The 1160-nt window shown below is 68.0% G+C and carries 1 protein-coding gene; it reads right to left on the bottom strand.

Annotated elements, in window-relative coordinates; translation table 11 throughout:
• Positions 1 to 909 (bottom strand): IS256 family transposase (locus tag AB0873_RS32625; RefSeq protein WP_366604653.1); only part of this gene is annotated, 909 nt, incomplete at its 3' end.
• Between the last annotated feature and the right edge of the window lie 251 nt (positions 910 to 1160).

Below are 1160 nucleotides of genomic sequence, written 5' to 3'. Positions count from 1 at the left end.
GGTGTAGACGACTCGGCGGATCTCCGGCGGGAAGGCTAGGAACGGGGTGAACTGCTCCCACGCCGAGCGCCACAACTGGATGATCGCCGGATATTTGGTGCCCCATGCTTGGTCGAACTCGGCGAACCGCTGCTCGGCGGCCTCGACCGTCGGGGCGGTGTAGATCTGCCGCAGCGCTTTGGTGATCTGACTCCAGTGCGCCTTGGACGCATAGCGCAGGCTGGCGCGGACCAGGTGGACCACGCACAGCTGCACCGTCGCCAAGGGCCAGATCTCGCCGATGGCGTCGGGCAGTCCCTTAAGCCCGTCGCACGCCACGATGCACACGTCCTCGACCCCGCGGTTACGCAGTTCCGCGAGCGTGGCCATCCACGCCTTGGCGCCCTCGCCGCCGGTGCCCACCCGTAGGCCCAGCACGTCGCGTTCGCCGGCGAGATTGATGCCGACGGTGACATACACAGGCCGGTTGGCGACCTGGCCCTCGCGGATCTTCACGACGATGGCGTCGATCAGCACCACCGGGTAGATCCGGTCGAGTGGACGCGACTGCCAGGCGTTCAGGTCGTCGAGGACCTTGTCGGTGACCCGAAAGATCAGGTCGCGGGAGACGTCGACGTCGTAGATGTCGGCCAGGTGCGCCTGGATCTCGCCCGTCGTCAGGCCCTTGGCATATAACGAGATGATGGCCTCGTCGAAGCCCTCGACGCGGCGGGCGTGCTTGGGCACGATCTGCGGCTCGAACGCCCCGGCCCGGTCCCGCGGCACCTGCAACTGCACCGCGCCGACCTCGGTCTGCACCGTCTTCGGCGAACTGCCGTTGCGGTGGTTGCCCCGGCCCCGCCCGGCCGGATCGCCTTTCTCATAGCCGAGGTGCTCGGTCATCTCCGCTTCGAGGGCGGTCTGCAGCACGGTGCGGGTGCCGGGTGACCTGACTGAGCAGACCGCCAGGCCCGACCAGCGACACACCCTGCGCCCGGGCCTGATCGATCAGCTCCTGGGCGATCCGCACGTCCAACCCCGCCGGGGCCTGACCCTCGACAGCGCCCGTGTCCTCAGCTGCGGTGTCCTTGTTCGTCAACGGTGATCCTTCCCGACCGGAGCAACCGCTCCAGCCTGCCGGATCACCGCCTCACACACGATCTTTCTGACAGTCCCGCGCC

The sequence above is a fragment of the Micromonospora sp. NPDC047707 genome, assembly GCF_040704235.1.
Taxonomy (GTDB): Bacteria; Actinomycetota; Actinomycetes; order Mycobacteriales; family Micromonosporaceae; genus Micromonospora.
This window is presented reverse-complemented; position numbering and strand designations above follow the sequence as displayed.